Raw genomic sequence first — 5,883 nt, 5'->3', positions numbered from 1 at the left:
ATCTTGAATGTTCGCGGAAGTATGCGCAGGAAAAATCAGAATGGGACAGACTACCTTATTCGGGTGTCTACGACTGGCAGTAATAAAAGTTTAGGACCTCGTTCAGAGGAAACAGAAAAGATCCATAACAATTTTGTAGCCAGGAAAACTGCTGCACAGCTGCGCTTCAGGGATTTAACAGAATCATTGGAACGGCAACAACGAATGAACCGGGCGTTATTTGTAGGTCGGGCTCCTCGTATGCTTATTGATATTTTGAACAGATTGTATAAAGAAGGCCTTTCTGAATTCTTCACGGTCATTGGAACTCATGCACTATATGCTTATGAAGCAAGAGCAGGGGTGCTCTTTGGTGAAACTGAAGCCATGGCCACCCAAGACATTGACTTTTTGCTCGATGTGCGAAAACGGATAAGCTTTGTGACAAAAATGAGGCATGCAGCCACTTCGATGCTGAAGTTAATACAAAAGGTTGACCCGAGTTTCAGACTACGGGAGGATCAAAAACACACTGCCGTTAATAGTAGAGGGTTTGAAGTTGATATTATTCGCAGAGAGCCAAAGGATGGTGACCCTCATCCTATGCGGCTAACTGACGATGAGAACGATGAGTTTTATGTAGTACCCGCTCGAAATGCAGGTATTCTTCTGGATGGGCCACCTTTTTCAGCAATAATTGTTTCTGCCTCTGGGCATATGGCCAGAATGAATACTATTTCTCCCTTAACATTTATCCAGTTCAAAAGATGGATGGCAGAACAGGCGGACCGGGACACTATGAAACGATCAAGGGATCTTCTTCAAGCAAACTTGGTCGAGGAATTAGTAAGCGAATATCTGCCGCAACTCCTCACTCAGAAAAGTTAACGCCCTGGAGCTCCCCTCCTTCCCTTAAGGAGGGGAGCTTAAAATCAAACCAGTGCAAAGAACTAGCCGGACACTTTTGAATGGCAATCAGCTATTTATTTATCAAGTGTCAAAAGAATCACAATATTCGCACCGTAGCAACTGATGCACCAAGCTTGGAGTCCCCCTATGATTGCAAAGAATGCGTTTTTAAACGGCAGCATGATCGCCTATGATGATGTCGGCAGTGGACCGGCAGTTCTGTTGATCCACGGGTTTCCTCTGAACCGCAGCATGTGGCGCCCGCAACTGGGTGATCTGGTAGCGGCCGGTTACCGGGTTATAAGCCCGGATCTGCGAGGGTTCGGCGAAAGCGATGCCCCTGATGGGCCGTACAGCATGGATCTGTTCGGCGATGATCTGATCAGCCTGCTGGATCACCTGGAGATTGAGCAGGCGGTGGTGGCCGGGATGTCCATGGGGGGCTATGTGCTGTTTAACCTGCTGGCCCGCTACCCAGAACGGCTCAGCGGCGCTGTCTTTGTGGTAACACGCTCTGTTGCTGATGATGAAGCTGGTCGCGCCCGGCGGTTACAGCTTGCAACAGAACTGCTGAAACTTGGCCCGCAGGTGGTTGCCGACAGCTTCCATCCTCTGATGTTTGCCGAGGGCACCATAGAGGCACGCCCCAAGCTTGCTGAAGAGGTCTATGGCTGGATGGTGACAAACGCAAGCCGGGGACTGGCAGGCGGACTGCTTGCCATGCGTGAACGCCCGGATGTTACCCCGCTGCTCCAGTCAATCAGGCAGCCTTCGCTGGTGATAGCTGCAGAACAGGACAAGGCCTGCCCCCTTGAGCATCCCCGCATGATCGCCAGCGGCATTAGTGGCAGCCAGCTTGAAGTCATTGCCGATGCCGGGCATCTGGTGAACCTTGAGCAGCCGAACGGGTTTAATCACTGCCTGCTGGGATTTCTGCGGAAGGTTGCCCCTACATCGCTCAATGACGGCACGATTGGATGTCACTGCTAACCGGAAAGGAGATATCTCCCATGAACCTGACCAGCATTCCACGCCAGAACCTGCCTGAACTGCTCTGCCGGATGCCCAAGGCAGAGCTGCATATCCATATTGAAGGTTCGCTGGAACCGGAGCTGATCTTTAGCCTGGCAGAGCGGAACCGGGTGCAACTGCCCTACCCGACCATTGAGGCGCTGCGGGCAGCCTATGCCTTTACCGACCTGCAGAGTTTTCTGGATATCTACTATGCCGGGGCCAGCGTGCTGCAAACTGAAGAGGATTTCTATGAGATGGCCTGGGCCTACCTGCTGCGTGCCAAGGCTGATAATGTGGTCCATAGCGAGATATTCTTTGATCCCCAGACCCATACCGCCCGGGGGATTCCGTTTGCCACCGTTATCAACGGGCTGGACCGGGCGATCCAACAGGCCGGAAAAGAGCTGGGGCTGAGCGCCTCTCTGATACTCTGCTTTCTACGCCACCTGACTGAAGCAGAGGCTTTTGCGGTGCTGGAAGAGGCCCTGCCGTTCCGCGATAAGTTCATCGGGGTCGGGCTTGACAGCGGTGAAAAAGGCAACCCGCCGGAGAAGTTTAGCAGGGTATTTGCCCGCTGCAGGGAGCTGGGGCTGCGGCTGGTGGCCCATGCCGGTGAAGAGGGAACTGCCGAGTATATCTGGCACGCCCTTGACCTGCTGCATGCGGAACGGATCGACCACGGCGTACACTGTCTGGATGATCCCAAATTGGTGACACGGCTGGTACAGCAGCAGATACCGCTGACGGTCTGCCCGCTTTCCAACGTGAAGCTGTGCGTGTTCTCCACCCTTGCCGCCCACAACATCGCCAAACTGCTGGCCTGCGGCATCAGGGCCACCATCAACTCTGATGATCCGGCCTATTTTGGCGGCTACCTGAACCAGAACTATCTGGCAACCTTTGCGGCACTGCCGGAACTGGGCGCTGCAGAAGCGTATCAGTTGGCCCGCAACAGCTTTGAGGCAAGCTTTGTGGATGCAGAGACCAAGGCTGACTGGATCAGCCAGCTTGATGCCTTCTTTAAACAGCAATACGGTAAGTTTTAAACCGGTTGCGACAGGAAATGCTGCCCGGACTGTCAGAGGCCGGGCAGCAGCACAGACAGGTTACTTCGCCATCAACTCACGATAATCCGCCGGTGTCACCACTGAATCCCAATGCCCGCTGGCCTTGCCCAGCCGGGTCCCACCCCAGAACAGCAGCACCACCAACAGCACAAACAGAATCCCCGGCACCACCAGCCTGCCAAAGGCCCGCATGCTGAGGGCGGTATTGACCCGACAATGGCTGATACAACGCCAGCAGCCCAGGCATTCCGGGTTATTGACCCTGGTGGCATGCATGACATCAATCCGTGAGGGGCAGACCTGACTACAGACCCCGCAGGAGACACACTTCTTCAGATCACGCTGCACCGCCAGGGGGGATGCCAGCGAAACCAGGCTTAACAGCGCGCCGTAGGGACAGATATAGCGACAGAACGGATTACGCAGCGGAATGGACAAGGCCACCAGCAGCCCCACCACCGCCAGGGTGGTGACTGAGGGAGAGCGGAACAGTTGCAGCAGCTTCACGTCTGATATGGCATGGTAACCGCTGCCCAGAAACCCCTGCAGCGCCGACAGGGACCAGGAAATGGCGCTGAACAGAAAAAAGGCCAGCAGCAGGTATTTGATACCCCGTAGCCCCAGATCAAGCCAGCGGGGAGGAAGCCAGTTGCGCTGCAGCTTATTGAAACCCAGCTTCCAGAGCCATTCAGAGATTGTACCCACCGGACAGATCCAGGAGCAGAAGGCCCGCCTGAGCAGCAGAGCCACAACAACAATAGTGACAAAGATCACCACCGCTGCCGGGTGGACCGGGTTGATGCCGCCCCCCTTCAGCCAGGCTGCCGTGCCAAACAGACCGGAGATCGGCAGAAAGGCATCAACAGCAGCAGGACGCGCCACCGTGTCTACCCCCTGCTGGACCGCCTGGATAAAGCGGTAGAACCTGAAGCCGATCAGCAACGAAAGCCCCAGAAAAGCCAGCTGCACCAGCATCCGCAACGGTTGGACATAACGATCAGACATGGATTACCCCATTATAAAACAGGGGCGGCATATGCATGCCGCCCCTGCATACCACTCAATGTACCATCGTTGCCGCTTACTCCGCAGTTACGGCAACATACCCAAAGCTGCCGTCAGGACGGCGCAGCAACAGACGCACCACCTCACCTTTGGCAACCTTTGACGCCAGTGCAGCAAAGCCTTCCAGATTTTCAACCGGATGGCCGTTAAACTCAATGATCAGATCGCCCCGCACCATGCCGGCATCTTCAGCAGAGGAACCTGGTTTTACCTCAGAGACCACCACTCCCTTGGCATCTTTCAAGCCAAGCTGACGGGCCAGTTCAGGGGTCAGCTCACGGGCACTGATACCGATGCTGGCGGTGGCCGGTTCCCCAAGCGGACCAAGCCCGGCCTGCTGACCAACCACCACGGTCAGTTCAAGCCGCTTTGCCTTGCGGTAAACCACCGCCTTAACCGACTTACCCACCGGTATAGAGGCGATAATCTTGGGCAGATCGGATTCAGCGTCAACCGCCTTGCCATCAAACTGAACAATCACATCCTCAACCCGCAGACCACCTTTTTCAGCAGGAGACCCCTTGATGACATTGGTGACAATCGCCCCTTTGGCAGAAGGTAGTCCCAGTGACTTGGCAAGTTTGGGATTCAACTTATCAAAATTGACCCCCAGATAGCCTCGCACCACCTTGCCGGTGGCCTTGAGCTGATCTGCAACGGTCTTGGCCATGTTGATCGGAATGGCAAAGCCGATCCCCTGACCATTGGCAATAATCGCGGTGTTGATACCGACCACCCGGCCTTCACTGCTGAACAGTGGTCCACCGGAGTTGCCGGGGTTGATGGAGGCATCGGTCTGGATATAGTCATCGTAGGGCCCGCTGCCGATCACCCGCCCTTTGGCGCTGACAATACCGGCGGTTACGGTATGGGCCAGACCGAACGGATTACCGATGGCCATAACCCACTCACCCACCTCCAGGGCATCACTGTTCCCCAGCTCTGCAAACGGCAGGGCTGCCTTGTCACTGATCTTGAGCAGGGCCACGTCAAGCTTGTCATCCAGCCCCTTCAGTTCTGCCTTGATCTCACGGCCATCGGACAGCTTGACCATGATTTCATCGGCACCATTCACCACATGGTTATTGGTCAGGATAAAGCCGTCTGCGCTGATGATGAAACCGGTTCCCATCCCCTGTTGTTTGCGGGGTTGCTGCGGTGCCTGCTGACCAAAGAACTGGCCGAACAGGTCAGCAAAAGGATCATTGCCCCTAAACTGGCCACCAGATCTAGGCTTGATATTTTTAGTTGTTCGGATGTTGACCACTGTAGGCTTCAGACGCTTGGACAGCTCAACAAAATCAGGGCTGACCGGCTTTGCATCCACCTGCCCCGTGGTCAGGACAAACAGACTTGCAACCGCCAGCATACAAATCATTACCACATGTCTAACTTTCATTCTGTAACCTCCATCATTGGTGCAAGACAGCTACTCTGCCTTGAGGGTATAGCCCTGACCGCGTACTGTATGAATCAGTTTTTGGTCAAAGCCTTTATCCACCTTTTTTCGCACATAATTGACGTATACATCGATAATATTTGTAAAGGATTCAAAAGAATGGTCCCAGACCTTTTCTGCGATCATGTTGCGGGTTACCACCGAACCGGTGTTGCGCACCAGAAACTCCAGCAGGCCGTACTCTTTAATGGTCAGCTCGATCTCCTTGTCGCCACGCCAGACCTTACGGCTGATCGGGTCTATCCGCAGATCCGCCACCACCAGTTCTGCCCCACGGTCACGTCCGCCCCGTCGGCCAAGTGCCCGCACCCGTGCCGACAGCTCGGCAAAGGCAAACGGCTTGGTCAGGTAGTCATCAGCACCGGCATCGATGCCGGCCACTTTCTCTCG

General features: G+C 54.8%; 6 protein-coding genes. 3 read left to right on the top strand and 3 right to left on the bottom strand.

Annotated features, from left to right (window positions below; genetic code table 11):
* From OEL57_RS13405 to OEL57_RS13395, 3 genes are all read left to right on the top strand, one after another.
* Positions 1–867, top strand: an 867-nt coding sequence (locus OEL57_RS13405) for a GSU2403 family nucleotidyltransferase fold protein (RefSeq protein WP_300741089.1), incomplete at its 5' end; no start/stop codon positions are given.
* A gap of 168 nt (positions 868–1,035) precedes the next feature.
* Complete coding sequence (locus OEL57_RS13400) at positions 1,036–1,878, top strand: alpha/beta fold hydrolase (RefSeq protein ID WP_300741088.1); 843 nt, start codon at positions 1,036–1,038, stop codon at positions 1,876–1,878.
* Between the two features lie 20 nt (positions 1,879–1,898).
* Positions 1,899–2,948 carry an adenosine deaminase gene (locus OEL57_RS13395; RefSeq protein WP_300741087.1) on the top strand — a complete coding sequence of 350 codons (1,050 nt, stop codon included), beginning with the start codon at positions 1,899–1,901 and terminating at the stop codon, positions 2,946–2,948.
* 60 nt (positions 2,949–3,008) lie between these two features.
* Here the strand turns inward: OEL57_RS13395 and OEL57_RS13390 are convergent, their stop codons facing one another.
* The 3 genes from OEL57_RS13390 to OEL57_RS13380 all read right to left on the bottom strand — a co-directional run.
* A complete protein-coding gene (locus OEL57_RS13390) occupies positions 3,009–3,974 on the bottom strand; it encodes a 4Fe-4S binding protein (protein ID WP_300741086.1) in 966 nt (321 codons plus the stop codon).
* A gap of 76 nt (positions 3,975–4,050) precedes the next feature.
* Positions 4,051–5,433 carry a DegQ family serine endoprotease gene (locus tag OEL57_RS13385; protein WP_300741085.1) on the bottom strand — a complete coding sequence of 461 codons (1,383 nt, stop codon included), beginning with the start codon at positions 5,431–5,433 and terminating at the stop codon, positions 4,051–4,053.
* A 30-nt stretch (positions 5,434–5,463) separates the two neighbouring features.
* Positions 5,464–5,883 (bottom strand): response regulator transcription factor (locus OEL57_RS13380; RefSeq protein ID WP_300741084.1); only part of this gene is annotated, 420 nt, incomplete at its 5' end.

It is taken from the genome of Trichlorobacter sp., from assembly GCF_030247655.1.
GTDB lineage: Bacteria > Desulfobacterota > Desulfuromonadia > Geobacterales > Pseudopelobacteraceae > Trichlorobacter.
This window is presented reverse-complemented; position numbering and strand designations above follow the sequence as displayed.

What these genes read in the sequence shown, in the direction of transcription:
- OEL57_RS13390 (WP_300741086.1), bottom strand. Translation starts at nt 3,974, where the DNA reads ATGTCTGATCGTTATGTCCAACCGTTGCGGATGCTGGTGCAGCTGGCT.
- OEL57_RS13395 (WP_300741087.1), top strand. Translation starts at nt 1,899, where the DNA reads ATGAACCTGACCAGCATTCCACGCCAGAACCTGCCTGAACTGCTCTGC.
- OEL57_RS13400 (WP_300741088.1), top strand. Translation starts at nt 1,036, where the DNA reads ATGATTGCAAAGAATGCGTTTTTAAACGGCAGCATGATCGCCTATGAT.
- OEL57_RS13385 (WP_300741085.1), bottom strand. Translation starts at nt 5,433, where the DNA reads ATGAAAGTTAGACATGTGGTAATGATTTGTATGCTGGCGGTTGCAAGT.